The sequence below is a fragment of the Streptomyces platensis genome, from assembly GCF_008704855.1.
GTDB classification, from domain to species: domain Bacteria; phylum Actinomycetota; class Actinomycetes; order Streptomycetales; family Streptomycetaceae; genus Streptomyces; species Streptomyces platensis.
This window is the reverse complement of record NZ_CP023691.1, coordinates 7,668,728-7,691,320: the sequence shown is the minus strand read 5'-3', so window position 1 is coordinate 7,691,320 and position 22,593 is coordinate 7,668,728. Positions and strand designations below refer to the sequence as shown.

At 72.4% G+C, this 22,593-nt stretch carries 20 protein-coding genes and 1 pseudogene; 11 read left to right on the top strand and 10 right to left on the bottom strand.

Translation table 11 applies throughout. The features are described from left to right. Positions 1 to 409 precede the first annotated feature (409 nt). Positions 410 to 580, bottom strand: coding sequence for a hypothetical protein (locus tag CP981_RS37965; protein ID WP_158092605.1), 171 nt, complete (start codon positions 578 to 580; stop codon positions 410 to 412). A 162-nt stretch (positions 581 to 742) separates the two neighbouring features. Between CP981_RS37965 and CP981_RS33965 the strand changes: the two genes are divergently transcribed. Beyond that, the gene (locus CP981_RS33965) at positions 743 to 1,651 is read left to right on the top strand and encodes a phenylalanine 4-monooxygenase (protein ID WP_425282187.1); all 909 of its coding nucleotides are present in this window, start codon (positions 743 to 745) and stop codon (positions 1,649 to 1,651) included. A 143-nt stretch (positions 1,652 to 1,794) separates the two neighbouring features. Here the strand turns inward: CP981_RS33965 and CP981_RS33960 are convergent, their stop codons facing one another. Continuing rightward, positions 1,795 to 2,643: an SDR family oxidoreductase gene (locus CP981_RS33960; protein WP_085922355.1), complete on the bottom strand. Its 849-nt coding sequence runs from the start codon at positions 2,641 to 2,643 to the stop codon at positions 1,795 to 1,797. A gap of 94 nt (positions 2,644 to 2,737) precedes the next feature. Between CP981_RS33960 and CP981_RS33955 the strand changes: the two genes are divergently transcribed. Then, positions 2,738 to 3,199 carry a MarR family winged helix-turn-helix transcriptional regulator gene (locus tag CP981_RS33955; protein WP_085922356.1) on the top strand — a complete coding sequence of 154 codons (462 nt, stop codon included), beginning with the start codon at positions 2,738 to 2,740 and terminating at the stop codon, positions 3,197 to 3,199. On the opposite strand, the gene CP981_RS33950 is transcribed toward CP981_RS33955, so the two are convergent. Further along, positions 3,177 to 3,392 carry a hypothetical protein gene (locus CP981_RS33950; protein ID WP_085922357.1) on the bottom strand — a complete coding sequence of 72 codons (216 nt, stop codon included), beginning with the start codon at positions 3,390 to 3,392 and terminating at the stop codon, positions 3,177 to 3,179. The genes CP981_RS33955 and CP981_RS33950 overlap by 23 nt on opposite strands. Positions 3,393 to 3,504: 112 nt before the next feature. On the opposite strand from CP981_RS33950, the gene CP981_RS33945 reads away from it, so the two are divergent. From CP981_RS33945 to CP981_RS33915, 8 genes are all read left to right on the top strand, one after another. Next, positions 3,505 to 4,674: a lactate 2-monooxygenase gene (locus CP981_RS33945; protein ID WP_085922358.1), complete on the top strand. Its 1,170-nt coding sequence runs from the start codon at positions 3,505 to 3,507 to the stop codon at positions 4,672 to 4,674. Further along, the gene (locus CP981_RS33940; RefSeq protein ID WP_085922359.1) at positions 4,671 to 5,684 is read left to right on the top strand and encodes a 2-hydroxyacid dehydrogenase; all 1,014 of its coding nucleotides are present in this window, start codon (positions 4,671 to 4,673) and stop codon (positions 5,682 to 5,684) included. The genes CP981_RS33945 and CP981_RS33940 overlap by 4 nt, the downstream gene beginning before the upstream one ends. Before the next feature lie 216 nt (positions 5,685 to 5,900). Beyond that, on the top strand, positions 5,901 to 7,187 hold the full coding sequence (locus CP981_RS33935) for an MFS transporter (protein WP_085922360.1): 1,287 nt from the start codon (positions 5,901 to 5,903) through the stop codon (positions 7,185 to 7,187). Between the two features lie 275 nt (positions 7,188 to 7,462). Then, positions 7,463 to 8,770: an NsdA family TPR-like regulatory protein gene (locus tag CP981_RS33930; RefSeq protein ID WP_085922361.1), complete on the top strand. Its 1,308-nt coding sequence runs from the start codon at positions 7,463 to 7,465 to the stop codon at positions 8,768 to 8,770. After that, positions 8,697 to 9,992 carry a UDP-N-acetylmuramate dehydrogenase gene (locus tag CP981_RS33925; protein ID WP_341873695.1) on the top strand — a complete coding sequence of 432 codons (1,296 nt, stop codon included), beginning with the start codon at positions 8,697 to 8,699 and terminating at the stop codon, positions 9,990 to 9,992. Before CP981_RS33930 ends, CP981_RS33925 begins: the two co-directional genes overlap by 74 nt. A gap of 209 nt (positions 9,993 to 10,201) precedes the next feature. After that, on the top strand, positions 10,202 to 10,342 hold the full coding sequence (locus tag CP981_RS37960; RefSeq protein ID WP_158092606.1) for a hypothetical protein: 141 nt from the start codon (positions 10,202 to 10,204) through the stop codon (positions 10,340 to 10,342). A 99-nt stretch (positions 10,343 to 10,441) separates the two neighbouring features. Continuing rightward, positions 10,442 to 13,591 carry a lantibiotic dehydratase gene (locus CP981_RS33920; protein WP_085922363.1) on the top strand — a complete coding sequence of 1,050 codons (3,150 nt, stop codon included), beginning with the start codon at positions 10,442 to 10,444 and terminating at the stop codon, positions 13,589 to 13,591. Further along, positions 13,588 to 14,991, top strand: coding sequence for a lanthionine synthetase C family protein (locus tag CP981_RS33915; protein ID WP_085922364.1), 1,404 nt, complete (start codon positions 13,588 to 13,590; stop codon positions 14,989 to 14,991). Before CP981_RS33920 ends, CP981_RS33915 begins: the two co-directional genes overlap by 4 nt. 80 nt (positions 14,992 to 15,071) lie before the next feature. On the opposite strand, the gene CP981_RS33910 is transcribed toward CP981_RS33915, so the two are convergent. From CP981_RS33910 to CP981_RS33885, 6 genes and pseudogenes are all read right to left on the bottom strand, one after another. Beyond that, complete coding sequence (locus CP981_RS33910) at positions 15,072 to 15,356, bottom strand: acylphosphatase (RefSeq protein WP_208853019.1); 285 nt, start codon at positions 15,354 to 15,356, stop codon at positions 15,072 to 15,074. 70 nt (positions 15,357 to 15,426) lie between these two features. Further along, the gene (locus CP981_RS33905; RefSeq protein WP_085922365.1) at positions 15,427 to 16,200 is read right to left on the bottom strand and encodes a DUF72 domain-containing protein; all 774 of its coding nucleotides are present in this window, start codon (positions 16,198 to 16,200) and stop codon (positions 15,427 to 15,429) included. A 265-nt stretch (positions 16,201 to 16,465) separates the two neighbouring features. Beyond that, positions 16,466 to 17,153, bottom strand: a pseudogene (locus CP981_RS33900) (XdhC family protein). Next, entirely contained in the window at positions 17,146 to 19,293 is a 2,148-nt protein-coding gene (locus CP981_RS33895) for a xanthine dehydrogenase family protein molybdopterin-binding subunit (RefSeq protein WP_085922366.1), read from the bottom strand. The pseudogene CP981_RS33900 and the gene CP981_RS33895 overlap by 8 nt, the downstream one beginning before the upstream one ends. After that, entirely contained in the window at positions 19,290 to 20,282 is a 993-nt protein-coding gene (locus CP981_RS33890) for an FAD binding domain-containing protein (protein WP_085922367.1), read from the bottom strand. The genes CP981_RS33895 and CP981_RS33890 overlap by 4 nt, the downstream gene beginning before the upstream one ends. Further along, a complete protein-coding gene (locus tag CP981_RS33885) occupies positions 20,279 to 20,851 on the bottom strand; it encodes a (2Fe-2S)-binding protein (RefSeq protein WP_085922368.1) in 573 nt (190 codons plus the stop codon). The genes CP981_RS33890 and CP981_RS33885 overlap by 4 nt, the downstream gene beginning before the upstream one ends. Positions 20,852 to 21,193: 342 nt before the next feature. Here CP981_RS33885 and CP981_RS33875 point away from each other — a divergent pair, with 342 nt between their 5' ends. Beyond that, a complete protein-coding gene (locus CP981_RS33875; RefSeq protein WP_085922369.1) occupies positions 21,194 to 21,772 on the top strand; it encodes a TetR/AcrR family transcriptional regulator in 579 nt (192 codons plus the stop codon). Positions 21,773 to 21,902: 130 nt separating this feature from the next. Here CP981_RS33875 and CP981_RS33870 read toward each other — a convergent pair whose 3' ends face one another. Then, on the bottom strand, positions 21,903 to 22,520 hold the full coding sequence (locus tag CP981_RS33870; RefSeq protein ID WP_085922456.1) for an MBL fold metallo-hydrolase: 618 nt from the start codon (positions 22,518 to 22,520) through the stop codon (positions 21,903 to 21,905). Positions 22,521 to 22,593: the final 73 nt, after the last annotated feature.

The following is a 22,593-nucleotide window of genomic DNA, read 5'->3' as shown; positions in this document are numbered from 1 at the left end:
CCAAAGGGGCCGCCTGACCGGCCCAGAACGGCTGAAGTGAACGCCACCTGCGGCCCTACCGTCAAGAATCAAAGCCACAACGATATGAAAGCGAGTTGTGAGTTGACCCTCTGAACCACCGTCACCCGGCGGGCGTGCCGGACAGTACCGAAAAGTTCAATTCGTTCCGTATCGCTCTGGAACGTTCCATTTACCGGCCGGTCACTCGGCCTCGAATCCGGAAGTGTAACGCGCGGTAACACCACCCCCTTCCCCGCCGACCGAACCGTCAACCAGCCCAAACGCGCACGGAGTTGCACGTTCACGCCGGACGGCGGGCGCACGGGCGACACGATCACCGCCTTTCGTCCCGCGCACCGGACCACGCGGAGAGCGGGAAAATAGCTGCCGGGCACAGCTTTCCGACGGTTCACAGAGCCGCTGCGACGCCGGTCGCCCCGGCCAGGACAGCTGCTGCGCCGATCGCCGCCGCCCCGATGACGAGAAACCTTGCCGAGTATTTACGTTCCAGCGGCGCCATCAAATACAGCGACGGCAAAGGGAATTCCCAGGGAATCTCATCAGCTTGATTTTCTGCCACGGGTAACCCCTCCGCGGGCGAGCGCACCCGCCAACGGCTATCGGCAGCCGCCCCCAGCCCCTCGCCGTCCGCCCCGTTCGATGAGATCCTGAGGAAGTACGGGCGACCCCGCCGATCCCCCGCAGATGCCGGTGGGCGGCGGCCGGTGCCCGGTGCACCTGGGTGCAGAGCAAGGTGACGGACATGAGTACGGCGTGGCAGCACACCCCCATCTCCGCCGACGGCCGGCTGGGACTCGCAAGCCAGCATCCCGGCCGCAGCGACCCGGCCTACCGGCGCCGTCGTGACGCGCTGGCCGCGCGGGCCGAAGGCCATCAGGTGGGGGCGCCGTACCCGGCCGTCGACTACACCGAGGACGAGCACCGCACCTGGCGGGCGGTACACCAGGCGCTCGGCCCGGCCCACCACGCCCACGCCTGCCGTGCGGTCCTGGACGCCGGTGAGGACGCGGGCATCCGCGCCGACCGGATCCCCCAGCACACGGAGGTCAGCGCCGCCCTCACCGCCCGCACGGGATTCGCCTTCACCCTGGCCGGCGGGGTGGTGCCCAATGAGCGGTTCCTGGGGGCGATGGAGCACGGCTACTTCCATGCCGTGCAGTTCGTCCGCCACCCCGCCGTCCCGCTGTACGCGCCCGAACCGGACGTCCTGCACGATGTCTTCGGGCATGGCGTCCACCTGTCGTGCGCGCGCCTCGCCCGGCTGTACCGGCTCATCGGACAGGCCGCCAACCGGACCGAGACCGCTGAGGCCCTCGACATCCTCAGCCGGGTCTACTGGTTCACCCTCGAATACGGGCTGATCACCGAGGCGGGCACCCCCAAGGCCTTCGGCGCCGCGCTCCTGTCGTCCTTCGGCGAGATCGGCGCCCATGACGGGCGGACGATCCGTCCCCTGGACCCCCGCGCCGCGGCCGCCACCCCGTACCGCATCTCCGGCTACCAGCCCGTCCTCTACACCGTCCGCTCCCTGGAACATCTCGAAGACGTCCTCGGCGCCTTCTGCGCGGACTTCGACGACGAGAGCGCGAGCCGGATGCGCGTCCCGGCACTCTCCCGCGACCGGGCGTAGCGACGGCGTACCACCGGACGTAGCCATCGCGTACCACCGGGCGTGGGCGCCGCGTACGAGCAGCCCGGCCGGGCCCGGAGGCCGCACGTCAGGCGCAGACCCCCGCCCGGCTCCCGGCGTGCGCGCGGGCGCCGCCTGCCGGGTCAGCCGACCCAGCCACCCGTGAGGCCGAGCACCGCCGAGCCGTCCAGGTCGGTGAGCTTGGTGCCGGTGAACTCGCGTGCCCAGTCCGAGGTCTGGAGGCGGAACGCGGGCCGGTCCGCGGTGAGCGCCTCCAGTACGGCCCCGGCGGCCTCGGCGGGAGTCTGCGCGCCGTTGAGGAACTGCGCGACGGTGCGGTCCAGGTACGCCTGCAAGGCGTCCGCGTACGGGCCCGCGGCGGCGACCTCGGCCGCCAGGTCGACCCCGATGTTGTTGACGAACTCGGTCGCCACGGCCCCGGGCTCGACCACGGACACGGCCACACCGAGCCGGGCCGCCACCGGCGCCAGGCTCTCCATGTAGCCCTCGACGGCGAACTTGGCCGCGCAGTACGCCTCGTTGAACGGCTGACCGATGATCCCGCCGACACTGGTGACGGTGATCAGACGGCCACCGGTGGCCCGCAGATGCGGCAGGGCCGCCTTCGAGACATGGAGCACGCCGAAGAAGTTCACCTCCATCACGGCGCGCACATCGGCCACGCTCTCGTTTTCGAGGGTGCCGAGGTGTCCGGCACCCGCGTTGTTGATGACGGCGTCGAGGCGGCCGTGATCGGCGATCACGCCGTCGACCGCGGCGGCGACGGAGCGCTCGTCGGTGACGTCCAGCTGCCGGACATCGAGCTCCACGCCCGCTTCCCCGGCCGCCTTGCGCAGCGCACCGGAGCGGCCGGTGTCGCGCAGTGTCGCCACCACCCGCCAGCCGGCCTGCGCCGCGGCGACCGCGGCGGCCAGCCCGATGCCGGAGGACGTGCCGGTGATCAGAACAACCTTGGACGAGGAGGAAGACATGGCGAACCTTTCGGGCCGTACGAAGCATTTTTAAGTGCGTGTACACACACCATAAGCATTATGTGTGCGCACACGCAACCGGTAACCTTGCCGCATGGCGAAAAGGAAGCTCACCCAGGCCGAGATGCCCGTGGCCGATCACGCCTTCTACGGGCTGGTCTGGGCCGGAACCGTGCTCACCGAACGTGTGGACCGCGCCCTGAGCAAGGCCCATGACCTGCCGGTCTCCTGGTTCGAGGTGATGCTCTGGCTCGCCTCCAGCCCGGATCCGGTCCCGGCCTCGGTGCTCGGCAACAGCACCATGCTCAGCCGCAGCCAGGTCTCCCGCGTCGTCGACGCGCTCCAGAGCCGCGGCCTGGTCACCCGTACGCCGTCGACGCGCGACGCCCGCTCCGTCGAGGTCTCCCTCACCCCCGAGGGCCATCAGCTCTTCGAGGCGGCCGACGCCACCCGGCGCGCCTGCCTGGCCCCGGTCTTCACCGACCTCCTCGACCAGCAGGACCTCGAAGCACTGAGCACGGTGTGGCAGAAGCTCAAGGCCAACAAGGAGGGCTGATACGGGGAATGCGCGGGCCGGCTGGCGGCTTCGAGTCCAGCGCCCAGGCGGCGATCGCACGGACCTCGTCGAGCCGGCCGTCGTCGAGCACCACGTAGGCCGGTACCTGCTCGGGCACGGCGGCGACGATCGCCGCGACGACCCGCGGGGCGGCGAGCAGCTGCTGCCGGATGCGCTCCCGTTCCTCTGTCACAGGGTGATGATTCCACCCGCGTGTTGTGCGCAGCGCGGTGGACGGGACTTGTCACTGTCGCCAGGATCTCCGGGGAGCACGCAGTCTCAGCGACGAGAGGCGGGACGTACGGATGGCGAAGCACTGGGCGGACTTCCAGTACGAGATCTACCTTCACGGCATGACGGGCGTCGTACCGCGGCTGCCGACGGATCTGACCCGGCTGGAGCGGCTCGCCGAACAGCGGCTTGGGCCCGGCCCGGTCGGTTATGTGGCGGGCAGCGCGGGCACCGGCAGCACCGCCGCCGCCAACCGGGCGGCACTGGAGCGCCGGCGGATCGTCCCGCGGATGCTCCGCGATGTGCAGGAACGCGATCTGTCCGTGGAGGTGTGCGGCCGCGCGCTGCCCGCGCCGCTCGCGCTCGCGCCGGTCGGGGTGCTGTCGATCATGCACCCGGACGCCGAGTCCGCCGCCGCCCGGGCCGCCGCGGCGCAGGGCGTGCCGTACATCCTCTCCTCCGCCTCCAGCACCCCCATGGAGGAGGTCGCCGAGGCGATGGGCGACGGGGAGCGGTGGTTCCAGCTGTACTGGGCGAAGGACCGCGAGGTCACCAGGAGCTTTCTGCACCGGGCGAAGGCGGCGGGCTACACGGCGCTGTTCGTCACGCTCGACACCCCGCTCCTCGCCTGGCGGCCGCGCGATCTCGACCAGGCCTATCTGCCGTTCCTGCATGGTGTGGGCACCGCCAACTACTTCACCGACCCCGCGTTCCGGGCGGGGCTCGCCAAGCCGGTCGACGAGGATCCCAACGCGGCGGTCCGGCACTTCGTGGGGATGTTCGCCGACCCCGGCAAAACCTGGCCCGACCTGGCGTTCCTGCGGGAGAACTGGGAAGGCCCGATCGTGCTGAAGGGCATCCTGCACCCGGATGACGCGCTGCGGGCCGCCGACGCCGGGGTGGACGGGGTGGTCGTCTCCAACCACGGCGGCCGCCAGGTGGCGGGCTCCGTCGCTGCCGCCGACGCACTGCCCCGGGTCGCCGAGGCGGCCGCCGGGCGGCTCACCGTCCTCTTCGACAGCGGTATCCGCACCGGCGACGACATCTTCAAGGCGCTCGCCCTGGGCGCCAAGTCCGTGCTGGTGGGGCGGCCTTACGCCTACGGACTCGGCCTCGACGGACAGGCGGGCGTGGAGCATGTCCTGCGCTGTCTGCTCGCCGAGTTCGACCTCACCCTCGCCCTGTCCGGGCACTCCCGCCCCGCCACCCTGACCGCCGACGACCTGATCGAGGAATCCGTATGACCAGCGCGCCGCACTCGGACCCGGCTCCGGAGCCGCAGCCCGTGAAGAACGTTCTCGCCGTTGTCTCACCGCATGTCGGCGGCCGGGCCGCCGGATCCGCGCTGGCCGGTCTGTTCCCCGGCCGGGCCCGGGTCACCGTCGTCGAGTCGGCCGACGAGGACCCGGCGGCGCTGCGCGAGGCGCATCTGCTGATCACCGGGCTGAGTCCGGTCACCGCGGGCCATCTCGCCGCCGCACCGCAGCTGGAGCTCGTCCAGTGCGCCAGCCACGGCTTCGACTACGTGGACCTGGACGCGGCCCGCGAGCGGGGCATCCCGGTCTGCAACATCGGCTCCAGCGGCGCGGAGAAGCAGAATGTGGCGGAGCAGACCTTCGCGCTCATGCTCGCCCTCGCCAAGCAACTGGTCCCGGCCCACACGGCCCTGGTCGAGGCCGACTGGGCGCTGCCGCGCCTTCAGCAGTCGCTGACCGAACTCTCCGGCAAGACCCTCGGCATCATCGGCCTCGGCCACATCGGCGAGGAAGTGGCCCGCCGCGCCCTCGCGTTCGACATGACCATCGTCTATACGGGGCCGCGGCCCGCCGGACCGGAGACCGAGGCCCGGCTCGGCGGCGCCCGGCACCTGGACCTCGACGCACTGCTCCGCACCTCCGACTACATCACCCTGCACGCCCCGCTCACCGACCGGACCCGCAACCTCCTCGACGCCGAACGGCTCGCCCTCCTCAAGCCCACCGCCTTCGTCATCAACACCGCACGCGGCGCCCTCATCGACCAGGATGCCCTCGCCGACGCCCTGGAGGCGGGCACCCTCGCGGGGGCCGGGCTCGACGTCTTCGACCCCGAACCGCCCACGGCGGCGCTGCGCCTGCTCAAGGCCCCGAATGTGGTGCTCTCCCCGCACGTCGCGGGCGTCACCCGGGAGACCCTGGTCCGCATCGCCCTGGCCGCGGTGCAGAACGTCGTCGGCCATCTGGAGGGCAAGCCGCTGCGGGACGTCGTGTCCTGACGGCGGGGCGCCGGGTGCGCGATCTTCCCGAATTTCAGCCATTGTTCGGGGTGTCGGTCAGTGAGCCGGCACACCTGAGCGGGCGGTGCGATGGCGCGTTCCTGGCGCGCCACCGCCATTTCTCGACACCCCCGACGGCCGGCCCCCCCGGCGACTGGAGTAGCGTCCGCCCGGCATCGGCTCCGAGGCCCCACCAGGAAAGGCTGGCGCACGCGCGTGGAACCCCGTGGACGTACCCGTTGGGCGATCGGCGGACTGCTCGCCGGCGGTATCGTCGTCAACTTCCTTGACCGTACGGCGATATCGGTGGCGAGCTCCTCGATCGCCGACGAATTCGGGCTGGACCTCCAGCAACTCGGGGTGGTGCTCTCGGCGTTCACCTGGTCGTACTGCCTGGTGCAGTTACCCGCCGGCATGCTCGTGGACCTCCTGGGCGTCTCGCGGCTCACCCGGATCGCCTCCGCGCTGTGGGCCGTCGCGGGCCTGCTGACCGCGGTGGCCGGCGGGGTCGGGCCGATCATCCTGGCGCGGCTGCTGCTCGGGGTGGCCGAGGGTCCGTCGATGGTCGGCGCCTCCAAGGCGACCGCGGCGTGGTTCCCGGTCAATGAGCGCGGGAGGGCGACGGCCCTGTTCGACGGTGCCACCAAGCTGGCCAACATGGTGGCGTTCCCGGTGCTGGCGTTCGTGATGAGCGAGTGGGGCTGGCGGGCCGGGTTCCTGTTCTGCGCCGCGGTCAGTGTGCTGTTCACCGCCGTGTGGTGGTGGGGCTACCGGGACCCGTCCGAGTACCGCTCCCTGGGGCCGGCCGAGCGGGAGTTCATCCTCCGGGGCGGGGCGCGGGACACCGACCGGGGTGGGCTGCGGCAGTCCCGCGCGGCGCTGCGTTCCGGCCGGGTCTGGGTCGTGGCCTGCGGTTTCGCCTGTTACGGCTACACCATCAATATCGTGCTGACCTGGATGCCGGAGTTCCTTCAGCGGGAGTTCCATGTGCGGCTGTTGCAGTCCGGCTTCTACTCGATGGTCCCATGGGCAGTGGCGACAGTGGCCGAACTCGCTGTGGGCGGCTGGCTGGTGGACCGGTTGATCCGCCGGGGCCGTGACCCGTGGGTGGTCCGCAGAACGGTGCTGACCTGCGGACTGGCGCTCGGTGCCACGATCGGCGCCGCGGGCGGCGCCGGATCCCCCGCCCTCGCGGTCTGCTGGATGTCCGTCTCCCTGGCGGGGCTGGCCATCGCCGCGCCGGTCGCCTGGGGGCTGCCCGGGCTGCTCGCCCCGCCGGGGGCGGTGGGTGCGGTCAGCGGGCTGATGAACTTCCTCAATACGGCGGCCACCGCGGGCGGTGTGCTGCTCACCGGCTGGCTGGCGCAGGTGAGCGGGTCGTTCGCCACGCCCTTCCTGTTCGCGGTCGGCGTGCTGGCGGTCGGGGTCGCGCTGTACTGGAGGGCGCTGCGTCCGGCATCGGTACGGGAGGCGGTCCCGGCCCGGGAGCTGCACAGGGTCTGAGGCCCGGGCGGCGCCTGATGCTTTAATCCTGTACTTGCATACAGTGTGCAGTAGCTGTGTCGGTCATCACAGATTCGGCCTCCCGCCCCCGGGAATCCCTACTATGGCTGGGCAGTTGTCGGCAGGGGGGCGTGGAAAGCGGCTATGCAGATCGTCGGCCCGATTCCACTCCGGTCGGAGATGACTCCGGAGCTCCCCCGGCAGTCGCCGGAGCCGACGGTCCCGGCCACCCCACCCCCGGCATCGAGCGCCGCCGCGGCCGAGGTGCTCCGCCGATGAACGACACCTCTGTATTAGCGACCTGCCTGGCGCGATTGTCCTGGCCACCGGAGCGGCTGGCCCGTGAAATCAACCGGCGGTGCGGCAGCGGCACCATCAGCAGCAAGGCTCCGTACAACTGGCTGAAGGGCGCCTGCCCCCGGCGTCGGCTGCCGTACATCATCGCGACGATCCTGTCCGACCACCTCGGTGAGCCGATCACGGTCGAGGCGCTGTGGCCCGGGCACTTCGCTTCCGCGGTCCCGCCGCAGCGGCGGAGCTCCGCCCAGCCGCGCCCCGCGGCGCCCGTGCAGCCGCCGGCCACCCTCGATCCGCTCACCGCGTCGGTGGACTGGCTGGTGGCCGACGACGCGCTGCCGCCGCCCTCGCGGCTGCGCGGTGAGGAGATTCCCGGGATCGCGATCGAGATGCTGACCGCCAGAATCCAGCAGCTGCGCCAGCTGGACGACAGCGGCAGCAGCGGGCTCGTACTGGACTGGGCGCTCCAGGACCTCCAGTGGGCGGAGAGGATGGCCGCCCACTACTCCTACGACGCGTCGACCGGACGGCAACTGCATCGCATCATCGCCGAGCTCGGCCAGCTCACCGCCTGGCTGACGGCGGATCAGGGCCAGGACGAGCTGAGCAACTCCCGCTTCCTGGCCGCCCTGGGCGCCGCACGGGCCGCCGGTGACCGGCCGCTCGCCGCGTACATCATCTCCTGTATGAGCTACCGGGCCGGATGGGCCGGCCGGCCCGAGGAGGCGCTGCGGCTGATCCGGATCGCCCGCAAGGGGTCGGCGCAGGAGGATATGGGCATCGGCCAGGCGCTGCTGGCCACCCGCGAGGCCCGGGCCCATGCCAGTCTCGGCGACGAGGCGGCCTGTCAGCGGGCCCTGGACGACGCGGCCGAGCTCAGCCGGGCGGGCCGGCCCTCGGCCGAGCCGCTCTGGGCGTACTGGCTCACCCCTGCGGTCATGGTGGCCGATGCCGGCCGGGCCTGGCTGGAGTTGGGGCGCCCCGAGCGGGCTGAGCCGTATCTCACGCGCGGGATCGACATGCTCCAGGGCAGCCAGCCCCGCAACCTGCTGCTGCACAGTGCCTCGCTGGCCGAGGCGCGGCTGACGCGCGGCGAGCTCGACGGCGCGGCGGCGGCCGCCACGGACGCACTGACGCTGGCCGAGCACGTCAGCTCACAGCGCGCCCACGCGCGGCTGATGGCGCTGCGGCGGCGGTTCGTGCGGTACGACAGTGCGGTGGCGCGCGACATCGTGCAACGGGCCGACGCGCTGCTGGCGGCGGGCCGGGCGCGGGCGGCGTGCTGAGACGTGGCCACGAGCACCCGTCGGCCGCCGTGCCGTTCCGGGACCGTCAGCAGGGCCCCGGCCCCCGCTCGTCGTGCGGTGGCGCCGGGTGGCGTCCGGCCCGTCGCCCCCTGAGGGCCGGCCCTCGCCCCCGCGCCCCTTCCCATGCCACGACCCCTCGACACGGAACGGCATCCAGGAGAAACAGGAACATATGCGAGTCACTCACGAGGCACCGCTTGCCCCGATGACCACACTGGGTCTCGGAGGACCGGCGGCGGTCCTCTTCGAGCTGTTCGACCCCGCGGACTTCCCCGAGTTCGTCGCGCTGGCCGACGCCTCCCCGGGCCGGCCGGTCTGTCTCGGCGAAGGAAGCAATGTGGTGGTCAGCGACGCCGGCTGTGCGGGCGCGGTGCTGCGGATGAGCACCAAGGGCGTCCGGATGACCGGCCACACCGACGAGGGGCGGGTGCTGGTCGAGGTGCAGGCCGGACACCTCCTCGGCGACCTGGTCGACACCACCGTCGCCGAGGGCCTGACGGGCATGGAGATGCTGGTGGGCATCCCCGGGACCACCGGCGCCACCCCGGTCCAGAATGTCGGCGCCTACGGCCAGGAGACGGCCGACTGTCTGGTGGAAGTGACCGCGTGGGACTGGGAACTGGGCCGGATGGTCACCCTGGACGCCGCGGCCTGCGGGCTGGGCCACCGCACCAGCGTCTTCAAGCACTCCCGCCGGTGGACCCTGCTCACTCTGGTCTTCGCGCTGCGCCGGTCCGCGCTGAGCACGCCGGTGACGTATCGGACGGTGGCCGCCGCGCTCGATGTGCCGGTCGGGAGCCGGGTGCCGCTGGACGAGGTGGCCCAGGCGGTGCTCGCCGTCCGGCGGAGCAAGGGCATGGTGCTGGGCTGTAGTGGCACCGATGACCGATCGGTCGGCAGTGTGTTCCTCAGCCCCGAGATCTCGCCCGCCCAGGCCGACGGTCTGCGAGCGCGCAACGCCCCCGTGAACCGCTTCCCCGACGGCTCGACGCGGGTGAGTGCGAGCTGGCTCATCCGGCAGGCCGGTTTCGAGCTGAGCACCCCGATCGTCACGGGCGTGCGCGTTTCCTCGCTGCATTACACCCTCGTCGCCGACGAGGGGGCGACCGCCGCCAATTTCACCCGGGCGATCGAGCTCGTACAGCAGGAAGTGCTGCACCGTACGGGGGTCCGGCTCACCTCCGAACTCGACTTCCTCTGAGCACTGCCAGAGGGCCGCAGCGGAGGCGTGCAACCGGCGCGCCATCAGGTCAACTCCGGTGCAGAGCAAGGGTGTTGCCCTCGCTGGGCGGCCTTTAAACGCTCTTGACGAAGATCGCGACCTCGTATGAAATACCTCGGCAGTTGCGAAATATCTCCGCAACAACCGGAAATGATCCGGAATTAAATTATCTTTCCTTGGAGGGGACCATGGAGAACGTCACCATCAACCTGGACGAATTCGACCTCGACCTGGACATGGAGATCATGGAGTCGGCCACGACCGCGGCGAAGGCCCAGGACTCGAAGCTGATGACGCAGGTCTGCCCGCCCACCTCCTGGAGCTGCTGACCACACCGGTGCGGGGTGCTGCGGGACATCGTTTCCCGCGGCACCCCGCACCGTCGTCGGGCGAAGCGGTGGCACGGAACGGGCGGGGCGGGGACAGGCGTGAGCAGTGCGGATGATGTGCGATTCGAGTGCGGGAAGGTGGCTCTGGTACGGGCCGCGGCCCTCCCACTGCCCTCGGACGATCCCCCGGCCCCCGAGCCCCGGCCGTCCGGCGAGGCGCCGCACGAGGCAGCCCGGCTGCGCCGCCGGATAGCGGAACTGGCCGTCGACCCACGGCTGATGACGGCGGTCAGCCTGGCCAGCGTGAGCCTCGCGGACGAGGTGGACCGCGCCGTCGCCGGGGAATCGCTCCGGCTCAAGTCGCTGCGCCGTATCGCGATGTCACTGATGAAATACCGCTCACGGATGTCCCACCGACCCACCCCGTTCGGCTTGTTCGCCGGGGTCGGCCTCGCCGGATTCGGGCCGGCACCCGCACGGGAATTGCTCGGGGACGGGCGCACCGTGACCCGGCCGGACGCGGCCTGGCTGGACGGCGTACTGGAGACGCTGCGCGCTCTCCCCGCCGTACTGGAGCGCTCGCGGCTCACGGCCAACAACCTGCACACCGTACGGGACGGCCGGCTGGTGCTGGTCGACCACCACGACCCCAGCGGCGAACGGCAGTTGGCGGGGTCGGTGCGCCACACCCGGGTGGTCCAGCACCTCCTGGCGGCCGCGGCGCGGCCCACGCCGTTTCCTCTGCTGGTGGAAGCGGGCCGGCGAGCGTTCCCCCACGCGCCCGAAGGCGCGGTCGAGGGCAGCATCACCCAGCTCGTGCGCGGCCACTTCCTGCTGACCGATCTGACGCCGCCGCCCGACTGCACCGCCCCCCTCGACCACTTACGCGACCAGCTGCACGGGGTTGACCATCCGACTGCCCGTGAACTGGACGCGGTGCACGATGAGTTGGCGTCCCTGGATGCCGCACCGCCGGGCGACCGGCGGGCCCGGCTGACCGCGGTCTCCGCACGGATGCGGGCGCTGGAACCGGCTGCCGACGTCCTCCAGACCGACCTGGCCCTGGACATACGGCTGACTCTGCCGCCCGAGGTGGCCCGGGAAGCGGCACAGGCCGCGACGGTGCTGTGGCGGACCTCCCCCGTCCACCGCGGCAATCCGCATCTGCGCGACTACCACCTGGCCTTCCTCGAACGGTATGGCACCGACCACGCGGTGCCGGTCCTGGAACTGCTCGACGAGGCCCGGGGGTTGGGGCTCCCCCTCGCCTATCGGCAGCCCGAAGCCGTGCCCTCTCCCGAGTCGGGGGAGCGCGACCGGGTCCTCGGCGAGCTGCTGATGGACGCGGCGCGCCGTGGCGTACGGGAAGTGGTGCTGGACGAGGAGACCGTGCGCACCCTGGAACCGGCCGAGCGCGGGCCCGCCCCGCTGAGTATGGAGGTGGGCGCCGAGCTGGTGGCTCCGGACTGGGAGGCCCTGTGCGCCGGGGACTTTCATCTGGTGCTCGCGCCGCAGGCGGTGTCGCCGCTGGCGGGGGCGATGTTCAGCCGATTCGCGCCGGTATTCGGCCCCTCGGGCGCGCGAGTTCAGGAGCTGGCGCTGCACGCGGAGCAGAGCGCACCGGACGACGAGATTCCGGCCTGTGTCGCCTACCGGCCCAGGGTGGCGCGTTCCGCCAATGTCTCCGCCGTTCCGCAGTGGCTGACCCATCGCATCCCCCTGGGTGTCGGCCCCGCCGCCGCGGAGACGGCGCACGATCTGCGCCTGGAGAACCTCGCGGTCCACGCGGACACCGACGGCCTCCGGCTCATCGACGGCGCGACCGGCCGCAGGGTGCGCCCGCTCTCGTACTCGATGCTCCATCCGGCCAACGGTCATCTTCCGTATGTGGCGCGGTTCCTGCTGGAGCTCGGACAGGAGGGTCGGTCCTTCTGCGCACCGTGGAGCTGGGGACGCTGGGCCTCGGCTCCCGTGCTGCCGCGGGTGCGCCACGGCCGGACCGTGCTCTCCCCGGCGCGCTGGCTGCCGGACCGGGCCCTGCGCGCGGCGGCCGACCGCGGGGACGAGGAGTGGGGTGAGCAGGTCGGGAAGTGGCGGCGGCGCTGGGATGTGCCCCGGCGGGTGCTGCTCACCAAGGCCGACCACCGCGTCGCGGTCGACCTCGACGATCCGCTGCATCTCCCGGTCCTGCGGGACGAGGTGCGGCGGGCGGCCGGTCTGACGCTGGTGGAGCAGTACGGAGGCCGGGCGGAACGGCAGTGGTTCCGGAGCGCTGAGGGCCCCCATGCCGCCGAGTTCGTCTTTCCCGTCTTCGCCCGGTCCGCGGGCCGGGGCGCCGCGCACGGTACCCGGCAGGTCCGGCCTGCCGCGGCGCCGGTAGCGCCCCTGATGAACGGCCCGGACGGCGGCCGGAGTACGCGCACCCATCTGCCCGGCGGCGAGTGGCTCTACGCGAAGCTCTATGTGCCCCCGGCCCGCCAGCCGGAGGTGCTGGCCCGTCACCTCGGCGCGCTGACCGACCCCGAGCTGCTGCGCAGGGCGGGCGCCGACCGCTGGTTCTTCCTCCGTTACGAGGACCCGGCGCCGCACATCCGGCTGCGCTTCCACGGCACGCCGGAATCCCTGTGGCCGGTGCTGCTGCCCGAGCTCCACTCCTGGGCGCGGGATCTGGCGGCGGCGGGGCTCCTCGGGACGATGGTCCTGGACACCTACGAACCCGAGGTCGAGCGGTACGGCGGACCGGCCGCCCTCGATCACGCCGAGCGCGTCTTCCACGCCGACAGCGAGTCCGTCGTCACACTGCTGGCCATGGCCCCCGACCAGCTGGGCGACCCCTCGTTGCCGGCCGCGCTGGGCATCCTCGACATCGTCACCCGCCTCGGCTCCCCGGACGAGGCGCTCAACTGGCTCAGCGGCCCGTCGGTACTGGCGCACCGCGCAGAGGTCCCGCGGTCCCGGAAGCAGGAGGTCGCCGCGCTGCTGGACGCGCACGCCCGGCCCCGGCCGTCGGCCGCGGCGGACGGCTGGGGCGTGGGGTGGAGCACCCGCGGCCCGGCGCTGGCCGGTCTGGGTGAGGTGCTGGCGGCCGGTGCGACGGACCGCGACCGGACAGCACGGATCGCCCTGAGCCTGGCCCATATGCACTGCAACCGGCTGCTCGGCCCACGGCCCGAATCGGAACGGACGGCGCAAGTGACGGCCCGTGAGGCGCTGGCGCGGTGGCTCGGACGGCGGCGGAACAACCGATGACCGCACCCCTCGCGCTGTGCGACGCGGCGTCCGACATCGCGTACCGCGTCGCCGATCTGCTGAGCTCACCGGAGCGGGTGGCCGGTACGGCGCACGAGGCGCTCACCGCGCTGCCGCCGGACCTGTGGCAACCCGCCTGGCAGCCCGCGTCGCTGCTGATGGGCCACCCGGGCATCGCACTGCTGCACACCAGATGCGCCCGGAACGACGCCCGGTATGCGGCGATCGGGCACGCCCATCTCGCGGCGGCCGTCGCGGCGACCACCGACGCCGGTCCGGCCGCGGTCGGTGATCTGCTGCTGCCTGCACGGCTGCACGCCGACGCGCACGGCGGCTATACCCGGCTGCTGGCGCGCTGCGCCGAGGTGCACGCCGCATACGTCCGGGCCCGGGTCGCCCGGTTGACGGCCCGGCGGCAGGAACACGGCCCAGGGCTGGCGGCCGGCGACTACGACGTGATCTCGGGCCTGGCGGGCGAGGCCCGTGGCCTCCTGCTGGCGGCCGACCACGGCGACGAGCGGTGCGCGCAGGCACTCCGCGACGTCCTCACCCATCTGGTCCGGATGACGCACCCCGTACGGTCCCCGGTGGCCGACGGAAGCCACGTACCGGGATGGTGGTGCGCCCCCGACCGCTATCTCCTCGCCCGTGACCGCGAGGAGTACCCGAGGGGTGACCTCAACGTCGGTGTCGCGCACGGGATTTGCGGGCCCCTGGCCCTGATGTCGCTGGCGTACCGGTCCGGACACCGGGTGCCGGGGATGGCGGACGCCCTCCGCCGTATGGCCGACTGGGTGGTCAGCGTGGCGTACACCGGCGACCTGGGCATGCGGTGGCCCGGCCGCGTCGCCCCTACGGAGGCAGCCGGGGAGTCTTCCCACCCGCCCCAGGAGCTCCAGCCGCCCCGGGAGGCGGGGGCGAGGAGCCGGCCGGGGTGGTGTTACGGGACCGCCGGGATCGCCTGGTCCCTGTATCTGGCCGGGCGGGCGCTCGGTGACGGCCGGCTGACGGCCCTGGCGGAGGACGCGGTCAGTGGCCTGGCGCGCCACCCACTGGATGCCGCGGTAGCCACCGACCCGGGCTTCTGCCATGGCCGTGCGGGCGTCCTGCACACCGTCAGCCGGATGGCCGTCGCCACGGGACGCACCGAGTGGTGGGCGAGGGCGGACGACCTCGCCCAGGAGCTCGTGGCGGAGTACGACCCCCGAACTCCCTTTGGCTACCGCCAGGTTGTGCCGCCCTCCCCCGCGTCGGGGCCCGCACCGCACCGGGTGCACCACCCCGGGCTGCTGGACGGCGCCGCCGGGGTCGCACTCGTCCTGGCCGAGTACGCCGACGCCCGCCGGGGAGTCGGCGCGGCTGAGGTGAACGGCTGGGATGCGGCGTTCCTGATGGGGTGACGTGGTCGGTCGTGGGGCGGGGGCGGCTGGGGCGGCGGGCGGCCGGGACGTGACACGGCCCGGCCCGGGTGCCCGCCCGGTCAGAACCCTGCGGGTGTCGGCCGGATCTCGAAGCCCGTCAGCCCCTCGGGCTCCTCCTCCCGTACGGAGACCGCGTCGACGGTGGCCAGGGGCGGGCCCTGATGCGCCCAGTCCACCAGCTTCTGTACGCGCTCGGGCTCGCCCTCGCACACGGCCTCCACCGTCCCGTCCGGGAGGTTGCGCACCCAGCCGGCCACTCCCAGGCCGTCGGCCGTGCGCCGGCAGGTGTCGCGGAAGAACACGCCGTGCACGTCTCCGGAGACCACCACCCGTCTGCGGATCATCCGTGTCTCACCTCGTCACCTCGTTCGCCCGGCCCGGCCGTCCGAGCGCAGATATATCCCGGGCCCGCGGTCACCGGGCGGCGCCACGCCCGGACGGCGCACGGCTCACGGTGCGGCCGGCGGCCGCGGCGGCACGGGCGAAGGTGGTGGCGTCGCGGACGGCCGCCCCGCCCGGATCGTTGTTGAAGTAGGTGTAGACGTCGGCCCGGTCCGGCCAGGTGTCGGCGATCCGCCGTGCCCAGGTGGTGAGCGCCTGCCTGCCGTAACGCGGCCAGGGTTCCGCGCGGCCCTCGTGGAAGCGCAGATAGCCCCAGTCGGTGGTCCGCCACAGGGGCGTCACCGGCCGGGAACCGCGGTCCGCCCAGCACAGCGCGGCGCCCCGCCGCTCCAGCACCGTACGGACCTCCGCGGTCCACCACGACGGGTGGCGGGGCTCGACGGCGACCCGGGTTCCGGCGGGAAAGCAGCTGAGGCAGTCGTCCAGCAGTCCGGCGTCCGCCTTGAGTGTGGGCGGCAGTTGGAGCAGGACGGGCCCGAGCCGGGGGCCGAGGGCGGCGGCACGCGACATCAGCCGCCCGACCGGCTCCTGCGGCTCGCGCAGCCGCTTGATGTGGGTCAGATAGCGGCTTGCCTTCACGGCCATCACGAACCCGTCGGGGGTCCGGTCCCGCCAGTCCGCGAAGGTCTTCTCTTCCGGCAGCCGATAGAAGGCGGCGTTGCTCTCGACGGTGGCGAAGTGCCGTGCGTACTCCTCCAGCCACAGTCGCTGCGGCCGGTCCTGCGGGTAGAGGACCTCGCGCCAGTCCTTGTACTGCCAGCCGGAGGTTCCGACGAGGACGGTCATATCCGCATCCCTGCCCGGTCCGGGGCACGGCATATCAGTCGCCTCAGCCCCCTCAGCCCCCCAGCCCACCCAGCCACCCAGCCACCGGATATCAGCCATCGGGCATACCTCGGGCCTCCTGCCTTGGGGCGTGTCCGCAAAGTCCCTTCGTCCGCCCGGGGAGGGCGGGGCTCGCGGCGTCCCCAGGGGGCGTGGCAGACGCCGCGAGCCAGGTGGGACGTGCGGGCGGACCCGCCCTGGCGCCGGGCGCCCGGACCCGGCCGTGTCATGCGGCCGCATGCGGTCCGGCCTGGTCCGATCTTCGCTGGTGCGCATCGTGGTGAATGGGGGTCCGCGAGCCGGTCAGCGGGACGCCCGTGCCGCCCTGGCGTATCGCGACGATCTCGGCCGCGATCGACAGGGCGGTCTCCTCGGGGGTACGGGCCCCGAGGTCGAGGCCGATCGGTGAGCGGAGCCGGGCCAGTTCGCGTGCGGTGAGGCCGGCCTCGCGCAGCCGGCGATTGCGGTCCTCGTGGGTGCGGCGGGAGCAGGGGACGGCCGAGGAGTTCGGCCGGTCCACGGGTCACCAGGGCGAGGGCTGCCGCCGCTCCCCCGGTGGCGGCCGCCAGCGCAGCCGCCCACACCTGTCGGCCCGGAGTGTGCGCGCGTATCGGCGTGACCAGCACCTCGATGGCTCCGCCGCAGGTCAGCCCTACCGCGAAGGCGTCCTCGGGGCCCGGGCCGAACCGCTCCAGCACCACCTGGCCGTCCTGGAGCGCCTGGGCATACAGGTCGTGGACCGCCGCTTCCACACAGCCGCCGGAGACCGAGCCGATGACCGTGCCCCGGCTGTCGACGGCGAGGGCGGCGCCCGGACCGCGCGGCGCGCTGCCGTCGACGGCCACGACCGTGGCGACGGCGACGTCCCGCCCCTCCGCCAGCCAGCGGTGCAAGGCGTCGGCGAGGTCAAGCATCCCGGTCTCCTCCTGGTGCGGTGGCGGCCAGCAGGACGCGGTCGGGGCGGATCGGCAGGTGTCGGTGACGTACTCCGGTCGCATGCCAGACCGCGTTGGCGATGGCCGCCGCGGCTCCCACGATCCCGACCTCGCCGATGCCCTTGATGCCGACCGGGTCGTCGGGGTCCGGGTCGTCCACCCAGTCCGCCTCGATGGGCGGGACATCGGCGTGCGCGGCGAGGTGGTAGCCCGCGAGATCGGCGCCGACATGGCCGCCCGAGGCCTGGTCCCGGGCCGCCTCCTCGTGCAGCGCCATGGACAGCCCCCAGGTCATACCGCCGATGAACTGGCTGCGCGCGGTCAGCGGGTTGACGATCCGGCCCGCGGCGAAGATGCCGAGCATCCGCCGCACCCGCACCTCGCCACTCGTGATGTCCACGGCGACCTCGGCGAACTGCGCGCCGAAGGAGTGCCGTTCCTTCTTCTCCAGCGCCCTGACGGCTTCGCCGGTGTCCGCCCGTGCCGTGATGCCCTGCGGCGGGATGCTGCCGCCCAGGGCCAGTTGCTCCCGCAGCTCGCGCACCGCGGCCGTGATCGCCCAGGCCCAGGAGCGGGTGCCCATCGAGCCACCGGCGATCATCGCCGGGCCGAAGTCGCTGTCCGCGATCTTTATGTGGATCCGTTCCGGTGCCACCTCCAGCGCGTCCGCGGCGATCAGGGCGAGCGCGGTCCGTGCGCCGGTTCCGATGTCGGCCGCGGTGATCCGTACGGTGAAGGTGCCGTCCGCCTCCGCCGTCACGGCGGCCGTGGACGGCGCGACCCCTGAGGGGAAGGTGGCCGCGGCGGTGCCGGTCCCGAGCAGCCAGCGCCCTTCGCGGCGGGTGCCGGGGCGCGGATCCCGGTCCGCCCAGCCGAACCTGCGGGCGCCCTCCTGGAAGCAGGAGAGCATCCGGCGGCTGCTGAAGGGGAGACCGGAGACCGGGCCCACGTCCGGTTCGTTGCGTGCGCGCAGTTCGATCGGGTCCATACCGCGTTTCTCGGCGAGTTCGTCGAGCGCGGACTCCAGCGCGAACGAGCCCGGCGCCTCGCCCGGTGCCCGCATCCAGGTCGGCGTCGGGACATCGAGCGGGACGACGCGGTTGACGGTGTGGTGCGCGGCGGCGTCGTACATCGGCCGTCCGAAGTTGGCGCTGCGCTCGACGAATTCGTACACGGTCGAGGTGAGGCACTCCGCCTGGTGGTCGAAGGCACGCAGCCGCCCGTCGGCGTCGGCGCCGAGCCGGACCCGCTGCACCGTGGGGCTGCGGTAGCCGACGACCGAGAACATCTGCCGGCGGGTCAGAACGACCCGGACCGGGCGGTGCAGGACGGTCGCGGCCATCGCGGCGAGCACCGCATGCGGGCGGGTCGCCTTGGAGCCGAAGCCACCGCCGACGTGTTCGGACCGCACCCGCACCGAGCCCGGGTCGAGCGAGAACAGCTGCGCCAGTTCCTCCGCCACGAACCTGCTGCCCTGATTGGAGTCGACGACCTCCAGCCGGCCGTTGTCCCAGCGCGCCATCGCCGCATGGGGTTCCAGCGGGCTGTGGTGCTCTTCCGGTGTGGTGTATTCCGCGTCCACGACCACGGCGGACGCGGTGAGTTCGGCGTCCAGGTCGCCCTTCGCCGTCTCCGCCGCCACGGTGGGGGAATTCTCCGGTGTGTACATCCCGGGCCGCCCGGCGGAGAAGGCGACATCGTGCGGCTCCTCGTCATACCGGACGACCAGCCGTTCGGCGGCTTCCCTGGCCTGCTCGGGGGTCTCCGCGACGACCAGCGCCACCGGCCAGCCGACATGCGGCACCCGGTCGTGCTGGAAGACCTGAAGGATCGGGTCGGGCGGACCGAGCGGCCCCTGGTAGTCCCCGTTGACGCGCGGGGCGTTGTCGTGGTGCAGGACGGCGAGGACGCCGGGCAGGGCCAGGACGGGCGCCGACTCCACGGAGCGGATCCGGCCGCGGGCGATGGTGGACAACACCAGCCAGCCGTGGGCGAGTTCGGCGAACGGGACCTCGCCCGCGAAGCGCGCCGTTCCGGTGACCTTGTCCCGGCCCTCCAGGCGGGTGTGGGCGGCGCCCACGGCCCCGGCCACCGCGAGGTTTTCCGTGGTGGTGGTCATCGGGCGGCCTCCTCGGCGAGTTCGGTCAGTACGGCCACGACGAGGTTGCGCATCAAGGTGACCTTGTATCCGTTGTGGGGCAGCGGCTCGGCGGCGGCGAGTTCGGCGTCCGCGGCGGCGGCGAACGCCGCGGCGTCCGCCGGGCCCCCGGTCAGCACCCGCTCGGCCGTCCGGGCCCGCCACGGCCGGGACGCGACCGCCCCGAAGGCGAGGCGCACCTCGCGGACGACACCGTCCCGGACATCGAGGGCGGCGGCGATCGAGCCGATCGCGAACGCGTACGACGCGCGCTCGCGCACCTTCCGGTAGCGGGAGGCGGCGGCCACCGGGGCCGGCGGCAGGGTGATACCGGTGATCAGCGCACCGGGCGGCAGTGCGGTCTCCCGGTGCGGGGCATCACCCACCGGCAGATAGAACTCCGCGAGCGGCAACTCGCCCGGCCCGTCCGCGGTTTCGTACGAGACGACGGCATCGAAGGCCGTCAGCGCCACTCCCATGTCCGAGGGGTGGACGGCCACACAGTGCGCGGAGGCGCCCAGGATCGCGTGGTTGTGGTGCTCGCCCTCGATGGCCGGGCAACCACTGCCGGGGGCGCGTTTGTTGCACGGCTTGGCCGGGTCGGTGAAGTAGCCGCAGCGGGTGCGCTGGAGCAGATTTCCGCCGACCGTGGCCATATTGCGCAGCTGCCCCGAGGCACCGGCCAGCACGGCCTCGGCCAGCGCAGGGTAGCGCCGGCGCACTTCGGGATCGGCGGCGAGCTCGCTGTTGGTGACCGTCGCGCCGATGCGCAGCCCGCCGTCGTCCCCGGGCTCGATCCGGCCCAGGGGCAGGTCACGTACGTCGATGAGCAGCGCGGGCCGCTCCACCCCGGCCTTCATCAGGTCGACGAGGTTGGTACCGCCGCCAAGACAGCGTGCGTCAGGATCGGCCCCGAGCAGCGCCACCGCCCCGGCGACCTCGGTCACCCGCTGATATCCGAATTCCCTCATGCCGTCAGCTCCCCCTCCGCTGCGCCCGCCGTCCGTCGGGCCTCGGTCTCCGCCGCCTGCGCGACCGCCTGCACGATCGATACATAGGCGCCACAGCGGCACAGATTGCCGCTCATCCGCTCCCGGATCTCCTCGGCGGTCAGCGCGGGCGCTCCCGCTTCGGGGCGTATGTCGGCGGTGACGGCGCTCGGCCAGCCCGCCGCATGCTCCTCGATCACGGCGATGGCCGAACAGATCTGCCCCGGTGTGCAGTAGCCGCACTGATAGCCGTCGAAGTCGAGGAAGGCCTGCTGCACCGGATGGAGCCGGTCGCCGTCCGCCACGCCCTCGATGGTGGTGATCTCCCGTCCCTCGGCGGCGACCACGAGCTGGAGACAGGAGACCGCCCGGCTACCGTCGAGCAGTACCGTGCAGGCACCGCACTGACCGTGGTCACAGCCCTTTTTGGTGCCGGTGAGATCGAGCTGCTCGCGCAGCGCGTCGAGCAGGGTGGTGCGGTGGTCGACGGGCAGCGTGCGCTTTTCGCCGTTGATGTTCAGGGTGATGACGCTGGACGTCGATAGGGCCATGATCAGCCTTCTTTCGCATGGGTGAGGCGCAGCGGGCCGGCCCTGAGGGCGTGGCCGACCAGGACGTCGAGCTGTCCTTGTCGCGCGGTGCGAGAGCGTCGAACGGGACGGACCCGCAGGTGGTTCGGGAGGGAGGCGCTGTGCGTGGCGGCGTCGGCTGGGGCTTCTGCGGCGGGCGCGGTGGGCGAGGAGCCGGTCGCGGGGTCGCGGACCATCCCCATCGGCCGCATCCGGCGGTATGGTGGACTTAAGCGGACAGCTGTCCGCTAGCTTCGAAAAATCTACCGGACAGTTGTCCGCTTAGCAAGACCCGGCCGTCGGTGGATTCCGGGTGGAGGACGAGTGCAGGAGAGAAAGCCCGCGCCGGTGCGCTCGGACGCGCAGCGGAATCGCGAACGCATCCTGGAAGTGGCCCTCGCGGAACTGACGCGGTCGGCCGACGCCCCGCTGAGCGCAATCGCGAAGAAGGCGGGCGTCGGGCAGGCGACGTTCTACCGCAACTTCCCCAACCGCGAGGCACTCGTCCTCGAGGTCTACCGCCACGAAGTGCAGCAGGTCTCCGCGACCGCGTCCCAGCTGCTGGAGACGCACGCCCCCGACCAGGCCCTGCGGGAGTGGATGGACCGCCTCGCCCAGTACGCCATGGCCAAGGCCGGCCTTGCCGACGCGATGCGCAAGACCACCTGCGCGCCCGGCGCGCTGGCCGGACCGGGACACGGCCCGGTGACCTCAGCCGTCGCCCTGCTGCTGAAGGCGAACGAAGAGGCCGGCACCATCCGCCCGGGGGTGACCCCCGACGACTTCGTGCTGGCCATCTCCGGCCTCTGGCAGATCGATCCGCAGGGAGACTGGCACGGACGCGCCGAACGCCTCCTGGACCTCGTCATGGACGGCCTGCGCGCGGGCGCTCCGGGAGCCTGAGCAGGACGGTTCGACCGAGCGAGCGCCGTACGGGACCGCGGGGGGCGAGGCCGTCGGACGGGGCCTCCGTACGGGACCCCGTACGGCATCCCCGCACAAGACCATCAGGCGATCCGGCCCAGCCCTGCGCTCACCGCCCCGAGCAAGGCAACAAGGCACCCGGCGGCACCCAGCCGTAACACCCGCCCGCCTCCTCGTCGAGCCAGCCGTTGACGCTGTGCAGGCCCCGCTCGTTGATCTGCGCGTCATGGATGCCGTAGGCCCGTTCCGGCTTGACTGCCCGGACGAAGTCGATGGCCTCGGACGTACGCAGCCACGACGCCTGCACGGGCACGAGCAGCGTCTCCACCGGCTCGTCCGGCACATGGAGCGAGTCGCCGGGGTGGTAGAGGCGCTCGTCGATCAGGTAGCCGAGGTTGGCGCAGTCCGGGAGGTCGCCGTAGATCCGCGCATGCCGGCCGCCGTGCGCCGTGACGTGGAAGCCCGCCGCGCTGAACTCCTCGTCCGGCTCCACCTCGATGACGTCCAGGAGGCCGCCGAAGTCCGCTCCCTTGGGTGCGTAGACCGGCGCGCCGAGCCCCTTGAGGCGCAGCACATCGACATGGTCGGCATGCTCGTGCGTCACCAGGATCGCGTCGGCACCGTGCAGCGCCCGCGCCTCGCTCCAGATACCGGGGTCGATGACCAGTGTCCCGCCTCCCGGACGCTCCAACCGGACACAGGAATGCGTGTACTTGATGAGCCTCAGCACCCTGCGGAGAGTACGCGTCCGGGGTACCGGCGTCGACCCTCCGCAGCGGCCGTGCGGCAGGGTTCCGAAG

What these genes read in the sequence shown, in the direction of transcription:
- CP981_RS33960 (WP_085922355.1), bottom strand. Translation starts at nt 2,643, where the DNA reads ATGTCTTCCTCCTCGTCCAAGGTTGTTCTGATCACCGGCACGTCCTCC.
- CP981_RS33955 (WP_085922356.1), top strand. Translation starts at nt 2,738, where the DNA reads ATGGCGAAAAGGAAGCTCACCCAGGCCGAGATGCCCGTGGCCGATCAC.
- CP981_RS33945 (WP_085922358.1), top strand. Translation starts at nt 3,505, where the DNA reads ATGGCGAAGCACTGGGCGGACTTCCAGTACGAGATCTACCTTCACGGC.
- CP981_RS33940 (WP_085922359.1), top strand. Translation starts at nt 4,671, where the DNA reads ATGACCAGCGCGCCGCACTCGGACCCGGCTCCGGAGCCGCAGCCCGTG.
- CP981_RS33930 (WP_085922361.1), top strand. Translation starts at nt 7,463, where the DNA reads ATGAACGACACCTCTGTATTAGCGACCTGCCTGGCGCGATTGTCCTGG.
- CP981_RS37960 (WP_158092606.1), top strand. Translation starts at nt 10,202, where the DNA reads ATGGAGAACGTCACCATCAACCTGGACGAATTCGACCTCGACCTGGAC.
- CP981_RS33915 (WP_085922364.1), top strand. Translation starts at nt 13,588, where the DNA reads ATGACCGCACCCCTCGCGCTGTGCGACGCGGCGTCCGACATCGCGTAC.
- CP981_RS33910 (WP_208853019.1), bottom strand. Translation starts at nt 15,356, where the DNA reads ATGATCCGCAGACGGGTGGTGGTCTCCGGAGACGTGCACGGCGTGTTC.
- CP981_RS33905 (WP_085922365.1), bottom strand. Translation starts at nt 16,200, where the DNA reads ATGACCGTCCTCGTCGGAACCTCCGGCTGGCAGTACAAGGACTGGCGC.
- CP981_RS33895 (WP_085922366.1), bottom strand. Translation starts at nt 19,293, where the DNA reads ATGACCACCACCACGGAAAACCTCGCGGTGGCCGGGGCCGTGGGCGCC.
- CP981_RS33890 (WP_085922367.1), bottom strand. Translation starts at nt 20,282, where the DNA reads ATGAGGGAATTCGGATATCAGCGGGTGACCGAGGTCGCCGGGGCGGTG.
- CP981_RS33885 (WP_085922368.1), bottom strand. Translation starts at nt 20,851, where the DNA reads ATGGCCCTATCGACGTCCAGCGTCATCACCCTGAACATCAACGGCGAA.